Origin of the sequence: Pseudarthrobacter defluvii, assembly GCF_030323865.1 — a bacterium.
Lineage (GTDB): Bacteria > Actinomycetota > Actinomycetes > Actinomycetales > Micrococcaceae > Arthrobacter > Arthrobacter sedimenti.
In genome coordinates this window covers 823,447-842,923 of record NZ_CP066362.1, presented here as the reverse complement: position 1 = coordinate 842,923, position 19,477 = coordinate 823,447, and the positions used below count along the sequence as shown (strand labels likewise).

The window sequence follows — 19,477 nt, the reverse complement described above, 5'->3', positions numbered from 1 at the left end:
GTTCTCCTTAGGAGCTTTCGATGGTGGCGGCGTAGTCGGCCACCCTGCGGGCGATGAGTCCGAAGGACACGGCCCCGGGGTCCGGGTGGCCCAGGCTCTTTTCCGCCAGCGGCCGGGCCCGGCCCTTTTTCGGGCTGAGCTCTGCAGTTGCGTCAGCGGCCTTTGCCGCCGCCTCCGCTGCTGCACTGAGGCTGGCAGCCAGGCTGCCGCCGTCGTCAATTGCCTTGCTGAAGGTGTCGGCGAACGGAAGCAGCGCGTCCACCATGGTCTTGTCCCCTGCTTCCGCCTTGCCCAGGGTGACGATGGCGTCACGGAGGGCGTTGACGGCTGCCGCTGCGTCCGCGGCAGTGTAGGAGTCCTTGCTGCCGAGGGTCTTTCCCACCGCGGTGACGGCCGCGCCCCAGAGGGCGCCGGAGGTGCCGCCCGCGCGCTCGGCCCACTGTTCCCCCGCAGCGGCGAGGAGTTCCTCTAGCCCCGCGCCGGCAGCGTGGGACTTTTCGGCGGCGGCAACGGCGGCATCAACGCCGCGGCGCATGCCAATGCCGTGGTCACCGTCCCCGGCGATGGCGTCCAGCTTGCCTAGTGTTTCCTCGTGTTCGACGACGACGGCCTGCGCTTCCTTCAGCGCGTCCAGGGCCGTGGCGGCCAAGGCAGTCGACGCAGGGGTGGCGGCCAGCACCGGCGCCGTTCCGGCCTCGGCCAGGGACTCCACGGAGCGTGCGCGGCGGGGAGCCAGGTTGCCCTTGCGGAAGGCGGGGGTGTCAGCCGGCGCAGACCAGAACTTCTCCAGTTCCCCGTCCAGCCAGAACAGCGTCAGGGACAGGCCGGACATATCCAGGCTGGTGACCAGTTCACCGCATTCGGGCTCGACGACCTCAAGTCCGGCAGCGGTCAGCAGGGCCTCGATCTTGCCGAACAGCAGGAACAGTTCGTCGTACTTGACGGTTCCCAGGCCGTTGAGGATGGGCGCCACCCGGCGGCCGGCAATGTCCGGCTTGTCCTTCAGCAGACCGTCCACCAGCAGCTGGGCAAGCTCGCTGGCGGTGGGCAGGGGCTGTTCGGAGATGCCCGGCTCGCCGTGGATGCCCAGGCCCACGGACATCATGCCTTCGGGCACCGTGAACAGGGGCTCGTCGGCTCCGGGAAGGGTGCACCCTGCGAAGGCCACACCGAGCGAACGGGTGTGGTGGTTGGCCTTGATGGCAAGCCGCTCCACCTCGTCCAGGTCCAGGCCCGCTTCTGCTGCCGCCCCGGCCACTTTGAAAACGGTGAGGTCTCCAGCGATGCCCCGGCGCTTGCCGATCTCTTCGAGCGGCGCGCTGGCGATGTCATCGGTGACCAGGACGGTCCGGGTTTCGATGCCCTCGGCGTTAAGCTTCTCCTGCGCCTGGCCGAAGTGGAGCACGTCACCGGCGTAATTGCCGTAGCTCAGCAGGACGCCGCCGCCGGACTGGGACGCCTTGGCCACCCGGTAAACCTGCCCCGCGGAGGGGGAAGCAAACATATTGCCGCAGGCGCTTCCGGCAGCGAGGCCGGCGCCCACCAGGCCGGCGAAGGCCGGGTAGTGGCCGGATCCGCCGCCGATGACCACTGCCACCTGGCCCTCCGGTGATTCGGTGGAGCGGACCACACCACCGTCAACGCGGGCCACGTACTGGCGGTTGGCGGCGACGAAGCCGTCAAGGGCGTCGTCTGCGAACTGCGCTGGATCGTCAAATATCTTTGTCATGATTCCTCGTCGAACCGGTTGTCGGTTGGGATGCCGGGTTAGCGGGCCGGGACTGCCGCCGGGGTCTGCCGGCCCTGGGCCACCAGGCTGGTGCCCAGGGCGTAGCCTTCGCGCTTGGGCAGGACCTGGCGGCGCAGGTAGTCCTGGTTGGCGGCGGTGACGCTCAGGCCGTCGCCACCGTAGTGTTCGGTGCAGATGATGCCCTGGAAGCCAACGGAGATGGCGAACTGGAAGGCCTCGCGGTAGCTGATGAGGCCGGATTCCATGGGGGCCGGCATGGCGACGTACTGGTCCCGTGCCTGGTCCTCATCGCGGATGTAGTTCTTGACGTGCCAGTAGTTGGAGTACGGCAGGGTCTTGTGCACCAGTTCGCGCCAGTCCTCGATGGGACGGTGAAGGCGGATCAGGTTGCCCAGGTCCGGGTTGAGGCCGACGTTGGGCAGGTCGATGTCCTGGACGAGCTGCACGGAGGAATCCCCCGTTCCCAGGTAGGTGTCCTCGTACATCTCCAGCGACACCAGGAGGCCGAGTTCGGCGGCGTGCTTCCCTACTTCGCGGATGCGGGTGACGGCGTTGTTCCACGCTTCCTTGTCCCCTGCCGGATCCTTGTGGCCTTCAACAGTCCAGAACCACAGCTGCTTCTGCTGCTCGGGGGTGATGGCCTGGTGCAGGCCGATCGAGACCACTTCGCACCCGAGGTGCGCTGCCGCCTCCAGGGTGCGGTGGGTGTAGGCCAGGTTGTCTTCCCAGTTTGCTTCTTCGATCACGCTGCGGCGGATCGCGGAGATGGAGGGCAGGCCCAGGCCGGCCGCGGTGGCGGCGGACTTCAGTTCATCCAGCCGGGCGGCCGAGAGGTCGCCGGGGCGAACCCAGCTGTCGGTGAGATCGGCGTTGGTGAAACCGGCGTCGGCCACTTCTTCGAAGACCTTCTGCCAGTCGCTTGCGGGGGCGTCCTGCACGGTGGTTCCATCCGGCCTGGTTCCTGGGAACTGCAGCAGGGCGGCGGCGATGGGCCAGTTTTCAGCGGTGTACGGCATTGTCACTCCAGATCTAAATCGCATTTCCTATAGGATCTACGCTGCTCATGTTCCCTGTCAAGGGCCTGTTTGTTATGCCTGCTCAGAGCAGGCATGGGTACGGCGGCAGCTGGACGGAAGCGCGCGGCAGGGCGGAACTGCTAGCTGCGAATTTCGCTGTCGTGCTGTGAGCGCTGCTTGACGCCCTCGATGTGGTCGATCATTTTCTGCCGGGCGAGCTCGGCGTCGCCGGCTTCAAAAGCCTTGAGGATCTCGGTGTGCTCCGCGATGGCATAATCGGCGTCGGTCACGCCCAGTCCGCCGAAAAAGCGGAAACGCTGCACCTGGCCGCCCAGCGCATTGTAGGCGGACAGCAGGAACTGATTGTCCGCGAATTCTGCAATGAGGCGGTGGAAACGCTCATCGGCTTCCCAGTAAGCGCGGAATTCGGCGAAGGACGGACCGCGCGGGGCTGCCTTCAGGTCTTCGATGGCCTGTTTCAGCTGCTGGGTCAGTTCCGGATCCGCGTGCTTGCAGGCCATGAAGGCGTTGGCCGGCTCGATTACCAGCCGGGCGTCCATGAGGTCTGCCAGCTCTTCCGGGGAAAACAGGGGCGCCACCCGGTAGCCGCGCAGGGCCATCCTCCGGACCATTCCGGTGGCTTCCAGCCGGGCGAGCGCCTCGCGGACGGGTGTTGGGGAAACGTCCAGTTCCCGTGCCATTCCGTCGATACTGACGGGCGTGCCGGCCTCCAACCGGCCGTCCATGAGGGCAACTAGAAGCGCTTCATAAACGTGGTCGGCGAGGACCTGCCTGCTCACGCCGCCGGAGGCTTGCTTCTTGGTTGCCATGTAGAAATCCTATAGCCGGAAGATGCTCGCAAACGCGAGTGTGAAGGACACAGCGCCTTGAAGGTGCCGGGCCGCCGGTGGGCAGCACGGCACCTTCAGGCTGGTGGCCTTAGGAGACCTGCAGTCCGCCGTTGATGTCATAGGTGGCGGCCGTAATGTAGCCGGCGTCCGCGCTGAGAAGGAACGCAATCAGCGCGGCCACTTCCTCGCGGGTTCCCACCCTGCCCATCATGATCCCCTCGGACATCTGGGCCTTGCGCTCTTCGGTCAGGGTCCCGCCCATGATGTCGGTGTCGATCGGGCCAGGAGCAATGGCGTTCACGGTGATGTTGTGCTCGCCCACTTCGCGGGCAAGGGCACGGGTGAACCCGAGGATGCCGGCTTTGGAAGCGCTGTAGGCAACCTTGGAGTAGGTGCCGCCGCCGCGCTGGGCGGAAATCGAGGAGATGCTGACGATCCTGCCCAACTCCCGGTCAATCATGCCCTTGAGGACCCGCTGCGACACCACGAAGGTACCGCGCATGTTGATGGCGAACACCTTGTCCCATTCCGCCACCGTGGTTTCCATGAAGGGGGTGGGCGAGCTGATGCCGGCGAGGTTCACCAGTCCAACGATCGGCGGAAGCGCCTGCTCGATCTCCGTGATGGCACGGTCCACGGATGCCTCGTCCGACACATCGGCTCCCACACCAATGGCCTTGACGGCCCGGTTGGCTCCGATTTCCGCGGCGGCGGCCTGGGCGTCTTCGGCATTGATGTCCAGGATGGCGATGGACCATCCCTCGCCGGCCAGGCGGTCGGCCGTTGCGCGGCCGATGCCGCGGGCTGAAGCGGCTCCGGTGAGTACTGCGGTGCGTTCTGCGGGGAATGCGTGCTGGGTTGTCATTGGTATGTCCTAGTGGGTTTCGGCGGCAGGAACGGTGGCACCGGGGGCGGAGACACCTTCGGGCCGCTTGCGTGCGTAAAGGTAAGTGGCGGCGGCGGTCACGGCCAGGCAGGCGGCCAGGAAGACCAGGCCGGTCTGGGAGTTACCGGTGGCATCCTTGAGGATGCCCACGATATAGGGGGCGACGAAGCCGCCCAGGTTGCCGAGTGAGTTGACCATGGCCAACCCTGCGGCGGCAGCAGCACCGGTGAGTGCGGCGGAGGGCATGGCCAGGAACGGGGCGATCGCCGAGTAGATGCCCATGGCCGCAAGGGTCAGGAACACCATGGCGAGCACCGCGTTGACCGGCAGCAGGAAGCCTGCGCCCAGGAGGCCGACGGCGGCGAGCACCATGCTGATGCTGGCGTGCCAAACGCGGTTGCCGGTGCGGTCCGAGCGCTTGCTCCAGAAGTAGACGAAGACGGCTGCGATGGCGTACGGGATGAAGACGATGAACCCGACCTGGGTTGAGTCGAACGTTCCGAGCGCCTTGACGATGGTGGGCAGCCAGAGTCCCAGGCCGTAGATGCCGCAGACCAGGCCGAAGTACAGCGCGGAGTAGGCGATGGTTCGGGGGTCCTTCAGGCCTGCCAGGAAGTTGTGGTTTCCGGCTTTCTGCTTGTCAGCCAGCTCCGCGCTCATGGTGGTGGAGAGCCATTCGCGTTCTTCCGGCTTGAGCCACTTGGCATGCTCGGGGCGGTCCGTCATGACGAAGGGCGTGATGATGCCCAGGATGATCGCGGGGATGCCTTCAAGGATGTAGAGCCACTGCCAGCCGTGCAGGCCGGCGACGCCTTCCAGGTTCAGGAGCATGCCGGACACGGGAGCGCCGAGGGCGTTGGAGATGGGCTGGGCCAGGATGAAGATGCCCAGCACGGTCACGCGCTGCGCTGCCGGGAACCAGAGGGTCAGGTAGAAGAGGATGGCGGGGAAGAAGCCGGCTTCGGCCGCGCCAAGGAGGAAGCGGATGACGTAGAAGGTGGCTTCGCCGTTCACCAGGAACATGGCCGTGGCGAAGATGCCCCAGCTGATCAGGATGCGGGCAATCCATTTGCGGGCGCCGAAGCGGTACATGCCGCCGTTGCTCGGGATTTCCAGCAGCGCGTAGCCCAGGAAGAAGATGCCTGCACCCAGTCCGTAGGCAGCCTCGGTCAGGCCGATGTCGCCCTGCATGCCGAGCTTGGCGAAACCCACGTTGTTCCGGTCGAGGTAGGCAATGAAGTAGAGCAGGACGATCAGGGGCATGAGCCTCCGGCGAACCTTGCGGAGGGTGGTCTCGCCCAGTTCGCTGAGTGCGGGGGCTGCGGCGCGGGAGGTCATCGTGTGCCTCCCGCTTTTGTCTGGGGACCCTTGAAAAGGGAATGCGCGCGCATGAAGACTCCTTTGGCTGGCGGCATTTTTGCGGGGATGCTGATATCAGATGTCTGATGTCTGACTGAGATTGTAGTCACAGGGGAAGGCGACCGTCAACACAGAAGAGGGGGTGAAGAGCGAAGGGACTTTTCAGCCGGCGGTGGCTTCAGAGCGGCTGGACATGGCGAGGAACTGCTCGTAGTCCTCGAAGGTCTGGGTGATGTGCGCGTCCATGGTGGAGCGGGCAGTGGCAGGATCGCCGGCGGCTATGGCAGCCAGGACCATTTTGTGGTGGTGGATCGCGTGGCGCTGGACGTCCGGGAATGCCGATGTTTCCCGCCGCATGGCATATAGCAGCGTGGACAACTGGCCCAGCAGGGCGGGCACGAAGGGGTTGCCGGAAGCGCGCAGGACTGTGTCATGGAAGGCGATGTCCGCCACGGTGAGGGCATCAACATCGCCCGCCTGGTGCGCCGCTTCCATCCGGTCCACGCTTTCCTGCAGGGCGGCGAGATCTGCCGGCCTGTGGCGTGAGGCGGCGAGTTCAGCGGCCCCGGTCTCCACCATGCGGCGGACTTCCAGGAGCCGCAGCGCCACCTGGTCCGAGGCCACTCCCCTGGAGGCTGCCTGCATGATGGCATCCATGCCGGTCCATCGTTCCGGAGGATTGACGAACGTGCCAAGCCCGCGTTTTACGTAGACCACGTTTTGGGCCTTCAGGACGTTCATCGCTTCACGTGCCGTCAGCCTGCTGACCCCGGACTCCTTGGCAATATCAGCTTCAGGCGGAAGGGCGTCGTCGGCCTTAATCTCGCCGCTGAGGATGTGTTCCAGGACTTTATCCACGACGGCGTCGACCAGGCTGCGTCGCTTTTCTGCCATCGTCCATCCCCTGCCTGGGCGCGCGGCGCCCCCTGATTTGCCTTACTCAACATTACTCGACGCCCCCGGTCAGCCGCCCGCCGTCGTCCCTTAGCTAGGTGGCCGTGTTAAATAAGCAAACGCGGGGCCTCCCCGTGCCGGCCTCCTTGAAGACCGGGCTGGGGTGACCCCGCGCCCTGCGTACTGCTAGAGGGCTGAGTAGACCTCGCGGAGCAGCTTGGCGGTCTCGGAAGGCGTCTTGCCAACCTTCACGCCGGCAGCCTCGAGTGCTTCCTTCTTGGCCTGGGCGGTACCGGCCGAGCCGGAGACGATGGCGCCTGCGTGGCCCATGGTCTTGCCTTCGGGAGCGGTGAAGCCGGCCACGTAGCCGACGACCGGCTTGGTGACGTTGGCCTTGATGAAGTCGGCTGCGCGCTCTTCGGCGTCGCCGCCGATCTCGCCGATCATGACGATGGCCTTGGTCTCGGGGTCAGCCTCGAACGCGGCGAGGGCGTCGATGTGCGTGGTGCCGATGATGGGGTCGCCGCCGATGCCGATGGCGGTGGAGAAGCCCAGGTCGCGCAGTTCGTACATCATCTGGTAGGTCAGCGTGCCGGACTTGGACACCAGGCCGATGGGGCCCTTGCCGGTGATGTTGGCGGGGGTGATGCCAACCAATGCTTCGCCGGGGGTGATGATGCCGGGGCAGTTCGGGCCGATGATGCGGGTGACCTGGTTGCCGTCGGCGTCCACCTTGGACTGGGCCAGGGCCCAGAATTCGGCGGAGTCCTGGACGGGAACGCCTTCGGTGATGACTACCACCAGGCCGATGCCGGCCTCGATGGCTTCAACCACGGCGTTCTTGGTGAATGCCGGCGGCACGAAGACGATGGAGACGTCAGCACCGGTTTCCGCCATGGCTTCCTTGACGGTGCCGTAGACGTTAATTTCCTTCTCGCCGTGCATGACCGTGGTGCCGGCCTTGCGGGCGTTGACGCCGCCAACAATGTTGGTGCCGGCCTTGAGCATCAGGGCGGTGTGCTTGGTGCCTTCGCCGCCGGTGATGCCCTGGACGATGACCTTGGAGTCCTTGTTGAGGTAGATAGACATGGTGCGTCCCTTACTTAGCTGCGTTGGCGAGCTCGGCGGCCTTGTCGGCGCCCTCGTCCATGGTGGCGGCCAGGGTAACCAGCGGGTGGTTGGCCTCGGTGAGGATGCGGCGGCCTTCCTCGACGTTGTTGCCGTCGAGGCGGACTACCAGCGGCTTGTTGGCGGAGGTGCCCAGCTCGGCCAGTGCACCGACGATGCCCTTGGCGACGGCGTCACAGGCGGTGATGCCGCCGAAGACGTTGACGAACACGGACTTGACCTGCTCGTCGCCCAGGATGACGTCCAGGCCTGCGGCCATGACCTCTGCCGAGGCTCCGCCGCCGATGTCCAGGAAGTTGGCGGGCTTGACGTTGCCGTGGTTTTCGCCGGCGTAGGCAACGACGTCGAGGGTGGACATGACCAGGCCGGCGCCGTTGCCGATGATGCCTACTTCGCCGTCCAGCTTGACGTAGTTGAGGTCCTGCTCCTTTGCCTTGGCCTCAAGCGGGTCTGCTGCGTCCTTGTCCTCAAGCTGTGCGTGCTTGGGGTGGCGGAAGTCGGCGTTCTCGTCCAGGGAGACCTTGCCGTCGAGGGCCAGGATCTCACCGTTGCCGGTCTTGACCAGCGGGTTGACCTCCACCAGGGTGGCGTCTTCCTTCTTGAAGACGTCCCAGAGCTTGAGGATGACGCCGGCAACCTTGCCGCGCAGTTCCTCGGCGAAGCCGGCTGCTGCGACAATTTCGTCGGCCTTGGTCTGGTCGATGCCCACGGCGGGGTCGATGGCGATCTTGGCCAGCGCTTCGGGGCGTTCGACGGCGAGCTGTTCGATTTCCATGCCGCCTTCAACCGAGCACATGGCCAGGTAGTTGCGGTTGGCCCGGTCCAGCAGGACGGAGAAGTAGTATTCCTCGGCGATGTCTGCACCCTGGGCGATCATCACCTTTTTGACGGTGTGGCCTTTGATGTCCATGCCCAGGATATTGGAGGCGTGCTCAAATGCCTCGTCGGCGGACTTTGCCACCTTGACGCCGCCGGCCTTGCCGCGGCCGCCTACCTTGACCTGTGCCTTGACAACGGTAACGCCGCCGATCTTCTCGGCAGCTGCCTTTGCTTCTTCTGGGGTGTACGCCACGATGCCGGCAAGCACGGGTACACCGTGCGCCTCGAACATATCGCGCGCCTGGTATTCAAACAGGTCCACGGTTTAGTGTCCTTCTACGTCGAAGTAGTTTCGGTACAGTCGGGCACCATCGAAAAGACGATGACCGGGCTGCGGATTGCACGCACCGGCGGCCTGTCTGGAAACGAGCCACGCGGCGTAATGCTCCATGGGGAACTCTAGTCCTTTGGAGGGACCGGGCCGTCCCAGACTACCTCTTATGTGAGTAAGCACACTATTCTATGGAGTGTAGAAAAACCGCGGATTTACGGGGTTTTTGGGGCCTCCGGCTGGGGACTTGGACCGCTTGCGGGCGGGCCGGCGATCAGTTCGTAACGTTCGGGGGAAACGAAGAATCCGACGCCGGCGGAGACGTTTCCGCACGCCACGCCGCCGTTGTAGGCGGAGCAGCGCAGCCCGTTGCGTTCCAGCGTCTGTCCGTCCGCGAGCACGGGCAACTGGGCCAGTGGGCCCGCTTTGGTTCCCTTGGGCCCATAGGCTGCTTCCATGGATGTGACGCCGGAGCGGCATGCCCCGTAGCGGGCGGTGTCCGGGGCCAGCAGCGCAACTCCGCCCAGGTATCCCAGGTGGGTCCCGGCGCAGTCATCCTTAATGTCGCCTGGTTGCGGCGCCGGGTAGGTGGCCAGCTCGCAGTGCGCCACCGGAATGATTGGCAGCTTGTTGTTGGCGGAGTCGGTATAACGGTTCTGCTCATAGGGAAGGTTCAGGTGCTCCCCCCGGGCAGAGGTGAGTGAGCAGGCGACGGTCCGGTCCGCGGTGATGAAGGAGAGGACGTCGGTGCCGCTGGAGAACGACTTGGAATCGGCCAGGGGCGCCTTTTCCAGCTGCTCCATGGGCTTCAGCGGGGCGGGCGGGACGTAGCCGGGGTCCTTTGTGGTGACGCTGCACCCCGTGGCAGTGATGCAGAGAAGAAGGGCCGCGAGCATCCCCCAGATAGTCCGTCGCATGGCCTCCATTATGCCCGGCCACCTTCGGCCGCAGGCGCCCCGCAGTCCTCCGTCGACCGCGTTGCAGGGCAGGGGCCCACGCGCCTGGCCTCCCAGGGCTGCAGGCACGGGCGAAAGCAGGTTCCGGAAGCGCTGCGCGTGTGCCGCCAGTTCCGCTGGGCCGCCCGGCGGGCCCGTGCACAATAAGGGGTTCGGCCTTCTCTCAGTGCCGGCTCAGCGCACGATCTTGAAGTTGAACGTGGGTTTTCCGAGGGCACCCCAAAGACGGAGCCATACGGGCAGGAGCATTTCAGTTCCACGCGCTGTAGTGATGTCGCCGAGGTCGATGACATCCTGGTGGCCAAAGTCCTGCAGCAGGCCACTGACGATGGCCTTGGCCTCGGCGTCGTTGCCGGATACGAAGACCGTGCCCGGGTCGGCCAGCTGTCCCGGCCGGGCCATGAGGTCGGCGTTCATGGTGTTCAGCGACTTCACTACGCGGGCTCCGGGGAAGGCACGCTGGATCTGCTCACCCAGCGAGTCGGTGTCCTTGACGAACAGGGTCGGGGGCATGCCGTTGCTGAAGTCGAGGGGGTTGGCGATGTCGAGGATGATCTTGCCGTCGAGATTTTCCGGCCCGGCCTGAGCCAGCACCTCAAGTGACGCGCCGCCGTTGGTGGCGTTGACGATAAGTTCCGCCCCCACTGCGGCGTCTGCGAAGCCGGCAACTTTGATGGCGGGGTGCTGATTGCCCCAGTCGGCGAAAGGCGGTGTGCCCATGGCGTCGGCCTCGCTCCTGGCCAGCGTTACCTCCGGATCGCGGGTGCCCAGGGTTACAGCGTGACCGAGCTCAGCAAGGCGTGCGGCGATGGTACGGCCAACCATGCCTGTTCCGAGTACTGCTGCTTTCATCAGATTCTCCTGCTTCTTATCGGGCTGTGCCCAAAACTCAATGTGACGGATCGTTCTCAAGTTTGTGACGGATCGTTCCGTCTGTCAAACTGAAGCAAGTAGGCATCACGGATATAAAAGAGGAGTGGTTTGATGGCGCGCAGGACGGGCGAGGAAAACCGCCGCAACATTCTCACAGTGGCTACGCGCCTGTTTTACACACGGGGCATCAGGGCTGTGGGGATGGATACGGTCGTCAAGGAGTGCGGGGTGGGCAACGCCACTGTGTACCGCCAATTCCCCACCAAGGACGCCCTCGCCACCGCCTACGTCGAAGGCCGCGCGGACGCCTGGTTTGCACGCATGCGCGAAGCTGCCGGAGAACATGAGGATCCACGGGCCAAGCTCATCGCCGTCTTCGAGGTACTCGCCACGGACTGCGCCGGCAGCAGCTACCGGGGATGCCCCATGCTGAATACCAATACTGAGTTTCCCGAAGGAAAGCATCCTGCCCACTTGGTGGCAGTGACCCACAAGCAACAGGTCCGCGACTGGTTCTGCTCCCTGGCGGTTAAAGCCGGGGCGGAGGACCCCGACCGGATCGCCGAGGAACTCCTCATCGTCCTAAACGGGGTCTACGCCACGGCAGCCGTCCTGGACGGTGGAACGTACGGAACACGCGGCGTAGACATGGCCAGAAGGCTCATCGCCGACGCCTGCCCGGGTACCTAGCGCTGCCGTGCATGCCGGGCAGGGGCGCGGCAACGGCAGGGGCGTCTCCTAGGCGTCCAGCTTGGTCAACGGCGCGTACCGCAGCAGCAGCCGCTTCTCGCCGACGTCGAACTTGACCTTGGCTACGGTCTTGTCCCCCGCACCTTCCAGCGCCAGGACGGTCCCGTTGCCGAAACTGGTGTGGTTGACCTTGTCCCCCACGCTGACGGCGATGATTTCCTTTTGCGGCTGCACCCGGTTTTTGGCGATGAAGGCCGGAACATCGGCGTTGAAGCCGGCAGAGGAGTCCGCCGCTGCGCCGCGGGCCGTGCCGGCACCCCAGAAGGACCCGCTGTAGCGGCCGGACCCGATGGAGCCGCCGCCCCAGCCGCCGGCCTGCCTGCTGGTTCCCTCCCGCTTCCATTCCAGGAGCTCCGCGGGGATTTCCTCAAGGAACTGGCTGGCGGGGTTGTACTGGCTCTGGCCCCACATGCTGCGGACCTCGGACCGGGTGACGTACAGCCGCTTGCGGGCACGCGTGAGGCCCACGTAAGCCAGCCGGCGTTCCTCCGCCAGTTCCTTGGGGTCGGTGGCGGATCGCTGGTGCGGAAAAAGCCCGTGCTCCATGCCGGTGAGGAACACCACCGGGAATTCCAGGCCCTTGGCCGTGTGCAGTGTCATGAGCGTCACCACGCCCAGCCGCTTTGCCTCGGCCACGGCTTCGTCGATGTCCGCGCCGGGGGCATCCGGGATCTGGTCGGCGTCCGCCACCAGAGACACCTGTTCCAGGAACGCGGCCAGCGACCCTTCCGGGTTCTCCTGTTCGTACTCGCGCACCACCGCCACCAGTTCGGCCAGGTTCTCCACGCGGGATTCGTCCTGCGGATCCGTGCTGGAGCGGAGCGCGGCAAGGTAGCCGGTCTGTTCCAGGACGGCTTCGAGTGCTGCGGCAGCCCCGGACCCGGCGGCTACCTCGGCAAGGTCGTCCAGCATTTTCACGAAGCCCAGGACGGCGTTGACGGAACGGGTGGCCATCGCCGGTGCCTGGTCCGCCCGGCGCGCCGCGGCCATGAAGGATGTCCGCTCCCGCTCGGCCAGGGCTGCGATGGCTCCTTCGGCGCGGTCGCCGATGCCCCGCTTTGGCTCGTTCAGCACCCGGCGGAGGTTGACGTCGTCGTCCGGGTTCACCAGGACGCGCAGGTACGCCAGGGCGTCCTTGATTTCCTTGCGCTCGTAGAAGCGTGTTCCGCCCACCACCTTGTACGGCAAGCCCACGCGCACCAGCACGTCCTCGATGGAGCGGGACTGTGCGTTGGTGCGGTAGAAGATGGCGACGTCGCCCGGGCGCAGGTTCTCCTCGTCCTGGAGCCTGTCGATCTCCTTGGCAATGAACTGCGCTTCGTCGTGTTCGTTTTCGCCGACGTACCCGATGATCTTGTGGCCTTCACCCTCGGCTGTCCACAGCCGTTTCTCCGGCCGGTTGGGGTTGCGCGAGATCACCGAGTTGGCGGCGCTCAGGATGTTCTGGGTGGAACGGTAGTTCTGTTCCAGCTTGATGGTGCGGGCTTCCGGGTAGTCCTTTTCGAACTCCACGATGTTCCGGATGTCCGCGCCGCGGAACGCGTAGATGGACTGGTCCGAGTCGCCCACCACCGTGAGTTCCGAAGCTCCCGGCCCTTCACCCACAATCTCCCGCACCAGCGCGTACTGGGCATGGTTGGTGTCCTGGTACTCGTCCACCAGGACGTGGCGGAACCGGCGCCGGTAGGACTCGGCCAGCGCCGGGAAGGCCCGGAACATGTAGACGGTCTCGGCGATGAGGTCGTCGAAGTCCATGGCATTGGCCTGGCGAAGGCGCTGGGTGTACCCCTTGTAGACGTCCGCCACAGCGTGCTCGAAGGGATCGTTGTAGTTGGCCGCCGAGGCAAAGGAATCGGCGTCGATCAGTTCGTTCTTCAGGGCCGAGATCTTGTGCTGGATGGCCTTGGGCGCAAACTTCTTGGGGTCAAGGTCCAGCGCCTTGGAAACCTGGGTGACCAGCCGCAGGGAGTCGGCGGAGTCGTAGATGGAGAAGTTGGACTTCAAACCGACGTTGGCCGCTTCCTGCCGGAGGATGCGGACGCAGGACGAGTGGAACGTGGAGATCCACATGATCTTGGCGCGCCCGCCCACCAGGGCCTCGATACGTTCCCGCATTTCCGCTGCCGCTTTGTTGGTGAAGGTAATGGCCAGGATCTCGCCGTGGTGGGCACGGCCGGTGGCGATCAGGTACGCAATCCTGTTACTGAGCACCCTGGTCTTGCCCGACCCTGCGCCGGCAACGATCAGCAGCGCCGACCCGCCGTGCTTGACGGCCTCCTCCTGCTGTGGGTTCAGCCCCTCCAGCAACTGGGCAGCGTCGGGGCGGCGGCCGCCATGGTGGCTGCCGGCATCGTGCCGGTTCCCGCCGTTCTGGTTGGCCTGCTGCCAACCGCCGGACTGGTGCTGCCCAGCCATGCCGGAGCCCGGCATTCCGCCCGGCCCGGCCGTGGTGGCAACCCCCTCCGGCCCCGTCCTGGTGCGGGCGGTGGCGGCGGGAGCGGCCTTGAACGGTCCGTCAGAGTACGGGTCAAACAACATATCCATGGTGCCTACAAGTCTAGGCGGTGGGACCGACAACGCCTTCCAGCCTGTGGATTACCGCTGTCATGCCTAGCCCACCGAGGCTGACTCCAGGGCCGCTCGCAACTCGCGCACCGCCGTCGTTCCTCCCGCTATGAACCACTCGAGCCCGTTGACGCGGACGGTGTCCACGGCACCTCCGGCGGCACGGACAATCGCCTTGCCCGGCAGCCAGTCCCATTCCGGGCAACTGTGCTGGAACCAGCACCCCAGCTGCCCGTCCGCCACCCTGCCCAGGTCGCAGGAACCGGAGCCGAGCATCCGGAGGGACGCCGCGGAGGTGGCCGCAGCGTGCCAAGGCATGGCGCACATGGGGTCCATCAGCCAGGTCGGGTGAATGTAGGTGGCCGCCCCGAGTTCCGCAACACTGATGCTGTTGCGCTTGCCGCCGCCGTCAGAAAAGGAGGTCAGCGCTTCGCCATTCAAGGTGGCACGCCGGTCATGCCCACCCATCCACAACTTGTCCTCCTCAGGCTGGAAAACCGCGCCCAGCAGCACGTCTTGCCGGTCCTTCAATGCGATGGCGGAACACCAATAGGTGGAGCCGTGCAGGAAGTTATAGGTGCCATCCACGGGGTCGATCACCCAAGTACGCCCGCTGCTCCCCTGGACGGAGGCGCCCTCCTCGCCCAGGATGCCGTCATCCGGCCGGCAGCGCCGCAGCTGCTCCAGCACGTAGGCCTCGGCGGCGTGGTCAGCCTCAGTGACCACGTCGGAGACGGATGTCTTTTGTTCCGACTCAAGTCCGGCCATGCGCATGAGGAGCGCCAGCTGTCCGGCTTCGCGGACAAGCGCTGCTGCCAGTTCGTAGTCATCCAATGAGGGGTCAAGAACAGCTGCGCTGTGTCGGCCAGTGGTCATGGGTTCAGTTTATGGGGCGGGATAATGGTGCAATGGCCAAAACCCCTGCCCAGCGGATCAAGAAGCACGGCGCCAACGCAGCCGTGCCGCAGCATCACCTGCCACCGGTGGTCAACCCCACCACGACGCGCACACCCGAGAAGGCCCAAGGCAACAGCAACCTCATTGTGATTGCCGGAGTGGTGGCCAGCCTGTTCCTGTTCTGGTACCTGCACCTGCTGACCCTGAACCAGATGACGCAGCTTTCCCAGGATATGGCCATGCCGGATTCACTGGTGGGCGGGTTCGATGCCGGCTATATCGGCCGGCTGCAGGGAGCCATGAACGGCGACGCCCTGGGCCAGCTGAGCTACGTCCACAAGACCGCCGGGACGCTTTTCCCGCTGATCTTCGGCTTCACATGGCTGCTGCTAATCGGCACCAACGTGGCGAAGAAAGCGTTGCGGTGGGCCCTCTGGGCGCTCCCCATGCTGTTCGTGGTGGTCCGGTTGTGGGGCAACGTGGCCATTGACGCCATGATGGGCACGCCAGGTCCCGACGCCGGCCAGGTTGCCTTGGCGTCCGGACTTACAGTTGCAGGCTGGGTGCTTTTGGTGCTGAGCCTGCTGGCCGGCGCTGCGGCAGTGTTCCTCAACAGCCGGAAGCGGAAAGAGCGCTAAACGGCAGCTGTCCGCGCGGCTACTGCCCGCCGTTCCTTCCGGTGCCGGTGCACCCGCTGCGCTATGACCAGGCCTGCGGCAGCCATGCCCACAGTGACCGGATAGCCCATCAGCCGTTCCAAGGTCCCCGGTTCGGGGACCATCATGCGCGTGAGGCCGCCGGTCGCCGTGGCTGCCAGCGACACACCCCCGCACACTAGGAGGAACCACGCCATGGGGGTCTTGCGCAGCCAGAGCAGGCCGAGCAGCAGCAGGGCGGCCCCGCCGGTGATGAAGTACGTGATGGCGCCGGCGTAATGCCAGGGCGATCCGAGGTCTTCCGGGACCAGCCCCACCACCACGGTGCCCGCTCCGGCGGCTCCGGTGAGCAGCCGTACCGCCGTCGCTGCAACCCACGGTTTCCGGCGGCGCCAATCCACGCGGGTGCCGGGCCTGGCCGCGACGCGAAGCAGCCCCGAGGTCAGCAGCACCGCTCCCGCCAGCAGCCCCACGCCCTGGACTACGAACGAGGCATTCATCAGCCAGTTCAAGGGAGAGCAGACATCCCTGCCGGAATAGGCGCCGCAGTGGAGCGCACCCAGGTCGCTGATGTACCCGGTCCGCAGGTCGTAGGGACGGGGGCCGGCCCAGGCCAAAGCCACCACCGCCTCCGCCAGGAAATACTGCAGCACGCTCAACACAGCCCAGGCCCCGATGTAATGCCGGGTGGACGCAACGTTCGGGATGAAGGCGGCGGCGGGAGCGGCAGTGGCGGCTGGACTCATGCCTTGAGCGTAGTACGGCCGTGCACCTTGTATGCTTGTAACCGTGTCCGGACGGACCGGCCCAGCCGAACCACCGGATGCCCGCCCTCGTAGCTCAGTGGATAGAGCACGGCTCTCCTAAAGCCGGTGTCGTTGGTTCGATTCCAATCGAGGGCACTTGAACTCTCCTTCCCCGGAGCCCAGCCTCCGCGCCTACCTCCTCGGCAGCCTGGCAGCCAGCCCCGAACGCGGCGCCGGACATGCAGCCCGCTGGCGGGTGGAGCGGGACCTGCTGGACAGGTCGGACGGCACCCAGGGGACCTTTTCCGGCGTCGTCCTTTTCACTCCAACGCACGACGGCGGCCTTGCCCTTCGCGAAGAAGGCACCATGCGCTGGCCTGCTTTCACCGGCCCCGCCTCCCGGGAGTACGTCCTAAAGCCCGCCGAACGGCCTGACGCGCTGGACGTGTTCTTCCCCGACGGCCGGCCGTTCCACCGCATGAGCTTCACCCCTGACGCCAACCTCGACACGCACTGGTGCGATCCGGACACCTACCGCGTGTCCTACACCCGCCAAGGAGCCGACGCGTTCAGCTACAGCTGGGATGTGAAGGGCCCCCGCAAGGACCTGCTGCTGGTCTCACGCCTGGAAAGGACCCCCGAATGAAGCACCGGATTGTGGTGTCCGCCGTCTGTGTCTTCGACGACGCCGGACGGCTCCTGACAGTGCGGAAACGGGGAACGGCCATGTTCATGCACCCCGGCGGCAAACCGGAGCCGGGTGAAACAGCCGTCCAGGCCGCCGCCCGCGAGCTCGCCGAAGAAGTGGGAATTGTCCTGCACCCGCAGGAACTCGAGCTCATGGGGGTCTGGATCGCCGACGCCGCCAACGAGGCCGCCACCGACATCGAAGCCACCGTCTTCATCGCCCCGGGCACCTGGCAGGCCAGCCCCGCTGCCGAAATCGCGGAAATCCGCTGGCTGGACATCACCGGGCCCGCCGAGGACCAAGACTTCCCACAGGACCTGGCACCCCTGCTGACGGACCACATCCTGCCCCTGTTGGCGGCGCGGGCGGTCTGAGAAACAGACTGAGGCCGGGCCCCTAGAACTCGGGTACAGACTCCTGCGCAACCGCCGTGGCCTCGGCAAACTGCGTCCTGTACAGCTCGGCGTAGCGGCCGTCGGCTGCCAGCAGTTCGGTGTGTGTACCACGTTCCACGATGCGGCCACCCTCCACCACCAGGATGGCGTCCGCCGCGCGGACGGTGGAGAGCCGGTGCGCAATCACGACGGCGGTCCGGCCCTCGAGTGCGGCGCCCAGGGCTGCCTGCACGGCGGCTTCGTTCGTGGAGTCCAGTGCCGCAGTGGCCTCATCGAGGATGACGACACGGGGCTGGGCGATCAGGAGCCGGGCGATGGTCAGCCGCTGGCGTTCACCGCCGGAAAGCCGGTAGCCGCGCTCCCCCACCACTGTCTCCAGCCCGTCCGGCAGGGACCTGATCATGGTTTCCAGCCGGGCCTGCCGCAGGACGTCCCACATGTCCTCATCGGTTGCGTCGGGACGGGCCAGCCGGAGGTTGGAGGCGATGGTCTCATGGAACAGGTGGCCGTCCTGGGTGACCATGCCCAGGGTGTCGCGGAGCGAATCGAAGGTGGTGTCCCGGACGTCCAGCCCGGTCCCCGGCGCGGTGCCGCCTAGACGCACGGCGCCGGAGTCGACGTCGTACAGCCGCGACAGCAGCTGCGCAATGGTGGACTTGCCGGCACCCGAGGAGCCCACCAGCGCCACCGTCTGTCCCGGTTCCACCCGGAAGCTGACGCCGTGCAGCACTTCCTCGCCGCCGCGGGTGTCCAGGGTGGAGACCTCCTCCAGCGAGGCCAGGGAGACCTTGTCCGCCGAGGGGTAGGCGAACCGGACGTTGTCGAACTCCACTGATACGGGTCCGGCCGGAACGGGCACGGCGTCCGGCTTCTGCTGGATCAGCGGTTTCAGGTCCAGGATCTCGAAGACCCGTTCAAAGCTGACCAGTGCGCTCATGACTTCCACGCGGGCGTTGGACAGCGCCGTGAGCGGGGCGTAGAGCCGGGTCAGGAGCAGCGCCAGGACCACCACGTCGCCGGGCGCGAGCTGGCCGCCCAGGGCGAGCCAGCCGCCCAGTCCGTACACCAGCGCGAGCGCGAGCGCGGACACCAGGGTCAGCGCCGTGACGAACGTGAACTGCAGCATGGCCATGCGGACGCCGATGTCACGGACGCGGCCCGCGCGGGCAGCGAACTCGCGGGATTCCTCATCCGGGCGGCCGAAAAGCTTCACCAGCGTGGCGCCGGGCGCGGAGAACCGCTCCGTCATCTGGGTGCCCATGGCGGCGTTGTGCGCAGCGGCTTCACGGCGCAGGTCCGCCAGTTTGGAGCCCATGCGGCGGGCCGGGATCAGGAAGATCGGCAGCAGGACCATGGCGAGCACTGTGACCAGCCAGGACTTGTTGAGCATCACGACCAGGGTCAGAATCAACGCCACGGAATTGCTCACGACGCCGGAGAGGGTTCCGGCGAACGCGGACTGCGCCCCGATGACGTCGTTGTTGAGGCGGCTGACCAGCGCTCCTGTCCGGGTCCGGGTGAAAAAGGCGATGGGCATGCGCTGCACGTGGTCGAACACCCGGGTGCGCAGGTCCACGATGACGCCTTCGCCGATGGTCGAGGACAGCCAGCGGGTCAGCAGCCCCACTCCCGCTTCGCCCACGGCCACGATGGCGATCAGCACGGCCAGCCAGATCACCGTGCCGGCGGCGGCCTTATCGATGATGGCGTCCACCACCTGGCCGGCGAGCACCGGGGTGGCCACCGCCAGGAAGGCCGCCGCGATGGAGGAGAGCACGAAGGCGATGAGCTTGCCCTTATGGGGAGCGGCGAAGGCCAGCACCCGCTTCAGGGTTTCCTTGGAGAACGGCTTGGAGCCGCTTTTGGCGGTGCTGATGTTGTAGAGCGAGCTCCAGGCCACGCGGTCCATGCTCATGG

Annotated in this window: 18 protein-coding genes and 1 tRNA gene; 5 read left to right on the top strand and 14 right to left on the bottom strand. The window is 65.9% G+C overall.

Going from position 1 to position 19,477, the window contains the following annotated elements; translation table 11 throughout:
* Positions 1–7: 7 nt before the first annotated feature.
* The 10 genes from dhaL to JCQ34_RS03935 form a co-directional block, all read right to left on the bottom strand.
* Positions 8–1,729: a dihydroxyacetone kinase subunit DhaL gene (dhaL, locus tag JCQ34_RS03980; protein ID WP_286402075.1), complete on the bottom strand. Its 1,722-nt coding sequence runs from the start codon at positions 1,727–1,729 to the stop codon at positions 8–10.
* A gap of 38 nt (positions 1,730–1,767) precedes the next feature.
* Positions 1,768–2,766, bottom strand: coding sequence for a sugar phosphate isomerase/epimerase family protein (locus tag JCQ34_RS03975; RefSeq protein ID WP_286402073.1), 999 nt, complete (start codon positions 2,764–2,766; stop codon positions 1,768–1,770).
* 140 nt (positions 2,767–2,906) lie between these two features.
* The gene (locus tag JCQ34_RS03970) at positions 2,907–3,596 is read right to left on the bottom strand and encodes a GntR family transcriptional regulator (protein WP_286402071.1); all 690 of its coding nucleotides are present in this window, start codon (positions 3,594–3,596) and stop codon (positions 2,907–2,909) included.
* Positions 3,597–3,705: 109 nt separating this feature from the next.
* Positions 3,706–4,482 (bottom strand): SDR family NAD(P)-dependent oxidoreductase, encoded by a 777-nt coding sequence (locus JCQ34_RS03965; RefSeq protein WP_286402068.1) that lies wholly within the window; start codon positions 4,480–4,482, stop codon positions 3,706–3,708.
* A gap of 9 nt (positions 4,483–4,491) precedes the next feature.
* On the bottom strand, positions 4,492–5,841 hold the full coding sequence (locus JCQ34_RS03960; protein WP_286402066.1) for an MFS transporter: 1,350 nt from the start codon (positions 5,839–5,841) through the stop codon (positions 4,492–4,494).
* 183 nt (positions 5,842–6,024) lie between these two features.
* On the bottom strand, positions 6,025–6,756 hold the full coding sequence (locus JCQ34_RS03955; RefSeq protein WP_286402063.1) for a FadR/GntR family transcriptional regulator: 732 nt from the start codon (positions 6,754–6,756) through the stop codon (positions 6,025–6,027).
* A 186-nt stretch (positions 6,757–6,942) separates the two neighbouring features.
* A complete protein-coding gene (sucD, locus tag JCQ34_RS03950) occupies positions 6,943–7,845 on the bottom strand; it encodes a succinate--CoA ligase subunit alpha (protein WP_286402061.1) in 903 nt (300 codons plus the stop codon).
* A 10-nt stretch (positions 7,846–7,855) separates the two neighbouring features.
* Positions 7,856–9,025 (bottom strand): ADP-forming succinate--CoA ligase subunit beta, encoded by a 1,170-nt coding sequence (gene sucC, locus JCQ34_RS03945; RefSeq protein WP_286402059.1) that lies wholly within the window; start codon positions 9,023–9,025, stop codon positions 7,856–7,858.
* Between the two features lie 224 nt (positions 9,026–9,249).
* The gene (locus JCQ34_RS03940) at positions 9,250–9,960 is read right to left on the bottom strand and encodes a hypothetical protein (RefSeq protein WP_286402058.1); all 711 of its coding nucleotides are present in this window, start codon (positions 9,958–9,960) and stop codon (positions 9,250–9,252) included.
* A gap of 204 nt (positions 9,961–10,164) precedes the next feature.
* Positions 10,165–10,842: an NADPH-dependent F420 reductase gene (locus JCQ34_RS03935; RefSeq protein WP_286402057.1), complete on the bottom strand. Its 678-nt coding sequence runs from the start codon at positions 10,840–10,842 to the stop codon at positions 10,165–10,167.
* A 132-nt stretch (positions 10,843–10,974) separates the two neighbouring features.
* Here JCQ34_RS03935 and JCQ34_RS03930 point away from each other — a divergent pair, with 132 nt between their 5' ends.
* On the top strand, positions 10,975–11,553 hold the full coding sequence (locus tag JCQ34_RS03930) for a TetR/AcrR family transcriptional regulator (protein ID WP_286402054.1): 579 nt from the start codon (positions 10,975–10,977) through the stop codon (positions 11,551–11,553).
* A 48-nt stretch (positions 11,554–11,601) separates the two neighbouring features.
* Here the strand turns inward: JCQ34_RS03930 and pcrA are convergent, their stop codons facing one another.
* Together pcrA and JCQ34_RS03920 are read right to left on the bottom strand one after the other, a co-directional pair.
* Positions 11,602–14,151, bottom strand: coding sequence for a DNA helicase PcrA (gene pcrA / locus JCQ34_RS03925; RefSeq protein ID WP_376979207.1), 2,550 nt, complete (start codon positions 14,149–14,151; stop codon positions 11,602–11,604).
* A 72-nt stretch (positions 14,152–14,223) separates the two neighbouring features.
* Positions 14,224–15,054, bottom strand: coding sequence for an inositol monophosphatase family protein (locus tag JCQ34_RS03920; protein WP_286402049.1), 831 nt, complete (start codon positions 15,052–15,054; stop codon positions 14,224–14,226).
* Positions 15,055–15,086: 32 nt separating this feature from the next.
* Here JCQ34_RS03920 and JCQ34_RS03915 point away from each other — a divergent pair, with 32 nt between their 5' ends.
* Complete coding sequence (locus JCQ34_RS03915) at positions 15,087–15,713, top strand: hypothetical protein (protein ID WP_286402046.1); 627 nt, start codon at positions 15,087–15,089, stop codon at positions 15,711–15,713.
* Here JCQ34_RS03915 and JCQ34_RS03910 read toward each other — a convergent pair.
* Positions 15,710–16,477, bottom strand: a complete 768-nt coding sequence (locus JCQ34_RS03910; RefSeq protein ID WP_286402043.1) for a DUF998 domain-containing protein — start codon at positions 16,475–16,477, stop codon at positions 15,710–15,712. The two genes, JCQ34_RS03915 and JCQ34_RS03910, sit on opposite strands and share 4 nt — an antisense overlap.
* 83 nt (positions 16,478–16,560) lie before the next feature.
* On the opposite strand from JCQ34_RS03910, the gene JCQ34_RS03905 reads away from it, so the two are divergent.
* The 3 genes from JCQ34_RS03905 to JCQ34_RS03895 all read left to right on the top strand — a co-directional run bounded on the left by JCQ34_RS03905 (position 16,561) and on the right by JCQ34_RS03895 (position 17,539).
* Positions 16,561–16,633 (top strand) — tRNA-Arg (locus tag JCQ34_RS03905).
* 1 nt (position 16,634) lies between these two features.
* Positions 16,635–17,123, top strand: coding sequence for a DUF6314 family protein (locus JCQ34_RS03900; RefSeq protein WP_286402041.1), 489 nt, complete (start codon positions 16,635–16,637; stop codon positions 17,121–17,123).
* Positions 17,120–17,539 carry an NUDIX hydrolase gene (locus JCQ34_RS03895; protein WP_286402038.1) on the top strand — a complete coding sequence of 140 codons (420 nt, stop codon included), beginning with the start codon at positions 17,120–17,122 and terminating at the stop codon, positions 17,537–17,539. Before JCQ34_RS03900 ends, JCQ34_RS03895 begins: the two co-directional genes overlap by 4 nt.
* Positions 17,540–17,561: 22 nt before the next feature.
* On the opposite strand, the gene JCQ34_RS03890 is transcribed toward JCQ34_RS03895, so the two are convergent.
* On the bottom strand, positions 17,562–19,475 hold the full coding sequence (locus tag JCQ34_RS03890) for an ABC transporter ATP-binding protein (RefSeq protein ID WP_286402036.1): 1,914 nt from the start codon (positions 19,473–19,475) through the stop codon (positions 17,562–17,564).
* Positions 19,476–19,477: the final 2 nt, after the last annotated feature.

Excerpts from the sequence above, each read along its gene's own strand:
- dhaL (WP_286402075.1), bottom strand. The coding sequence starts at position 1,729 with ATGACAAAGATATTTGACGATCCAGCGCAGTTCGCAGACGACGCCCTT.
- JCQ34_RS03975 (WP_286402073.1), bottom strand. The coding sequence starts at position 2,766 with ATGCCGTACACCGCTGAAAACTGGCCCATCGCCGCCGCCCTGCTGCAG.
- JCQ34_RS03970 (WP_286402071.1), bottom strand. The coding sequence starts at position 3,596 with ATGGCAACCAAGAAGCAAGCCTCCGGCGGCGTGAGCAGGCAGGTCCTC.
- JCQ34_RS03965 (WP_286402068.1), bottom strand. The coding sequence starts at position 4,482 with ATGACAACCCAGCACGCATTCCCCGCAGAACGCACCGCAGTACTCACC.
- JCQ34_RS03960 (WP_286402066.1), bottom strand. The coding sequence starts at position 5,841 with ATGACCTCCCGCGCCGCAGCCCCCGCACTCAGCGAACTGGGCGAGACC.
- JCQ34_RS03955 (WP_286402063.1), bottom strand. The coding sequence starts at position 6,756 with ATGGCAGAAAAGCGACGCAGCCTGGTCGACGCCGTCGTGGATAAAGTC.
- sucD (WP_286402061.1), bottom strand. The coding sequence starts at position 7,845 with ATGTCTATCTACCTCAACAAGGACTCCAAGGTCATCGTCCAGGGCATC.
- JCQ34_RS03940 (WP_286402058.1), bottom strand. The coding sequence starts at position 9,960 with ATGGAGGCCATGCGACGGACTATCTGGGGGATGCTCGCGGCCCTTCTT.
- JCQ34_RS03935 (WP_286402057.1), bottom strand. The coding sequence starts at position 10,842 with ATGAAAGCAGCAGTACTCGGAACAGGCATGGTTGGCCGTACCATCGCC.
- JCQ34_RS03930 (WP_286402054.1), top strand. The coding sequence starts at position 10,975 with ATGGCGCGCAGGACGGGCGAGGAAAACCGCCGCAACATTCTCACAGTG.
- pcrA (WP_376979207.1), bottom strand. The coding sequence starts at position 14,151 with ATGTTGTTTGACCCGTACTCTGACGGACCGTTCAAGGCCGCTCCCGCC.
- JCQ34_RS03920 (WP_286402049.1), bottom strand. The coding sequence starts at position 15,054 with ATGACCACTGGCCGACACAGCGCAGCTGTTCTTGACCCCTCATTGGAT.
- JCQ34_RS03915 (WP_286402046.1), top strand. The coding sequence starts at position 15,087 with ATGGCCAAAACCCCTGCCCAGCGGATCAAGAAGCACGGCGCCAACGCA.
- JCQ34_RS03910 (WP_286402043.1), bottom strand. The coding sequence starts at position 16,477 with ATGAGTCCAGCCGCCACTGCCGCTCCCGCCGCCGCCTTCATCCCGAAC.
- JCQ34_RS03895 (WP_286402038.1), top strand. The coding sequence starts at position 17,120 with ATGAAGCACCGGATTGTGGTGTCCGCCGTCTGTGTCTTCGACGACGCC.
- JCQ34_RS03890 (WP_286402036.1), bottom strand. The coding sequence starts at position 19,475 with ATGAGCATGGACCGCGTGGCCTGGAGCTCGCTCTACAACATCAGCACC.